Origin of the sequence: Methanobrevibacter oralis, from assembly GCF_001639275.1 — an archaeon.
Classification (GTDB): Archaea; Methanobacteriota; Methanobacteria; order Methanobacteriales; family Methanobacteriaceae; genus Methanocatella; species Methanocatella oralis.
In genome coordinates, this window is the sequence record NZ_LWMU01000017.1 from 1 (window position 1) to 790 (window position 790).

Here is a 790-nt window from a genome sequence, read left to right on the forward strand (position 1 = left end):
AAAGGTAATATAATTTCATTTAATGATTTTAAAGGTTTTTGTAATGGTGAAATGTCTATTTTGTTACAATGTGCTTATGAAAATCATAATGGTACTGTCATTGCAAACAACACTTTTTTAAAAGGATTACGTGCTATTAATTTAGTTGGTAATAATATTTCTATTTATAATAATATTGTAATTAATAGTAGTATTGGAATTTCTGTTTTTGGAAGTAATTTTTCTGTACACAATAATGTTTTAAAAGGTAATAGTTTAACATCAGGTATTCTAGCGAGAGGGGGTGATAATTTAGTTTCTAAAGTTTATAGAAATAATCTTACTTATATTGACCTTGTTAGAGCCATGTTTATTGGTAGTAATGTTAATGTTTATGATAATTATATAAATATTAAAGGATATGGTGTTGGAATAGAAGCTACAAGTGACTATTCTAATATTTATAACAATAAGATTAATAATAAACATGATATAGGGATATCTTTATTAGGTAATTTTAATATTATAAATAACAATATTATCAACACTAAAAATATGGGCATCACTATAACAGCTAAATCTACTAAACATAGGTATTATAACAATACTATTATCAACAATAAGATTAATAGTGAAAGTTATGGTATTTATATTAAGGGTTTAGTGTATAATAGTATTATATTGGATAATGTTATTGAAACCAATAGTAGTGTAGGGATTTTTAAAGATATAACTGATGAATTATCTAATGTTGAAGCGGACAATATGGTTAATGGTGTTATTTTAGATTCAACATATATTGTTGTTAATG

The 790-nt window shown here is 23.7% G+C and carries 1 pseudogene; it reads left to right on the top strand.

The annotated features are described in order from the left end of the window. A pseudogene (locus MBORA_RS00335) lies at window positions 1–790 on the top strand (right-handed parallel beta-helix repeat-containing protein); the annotation flags it as partial.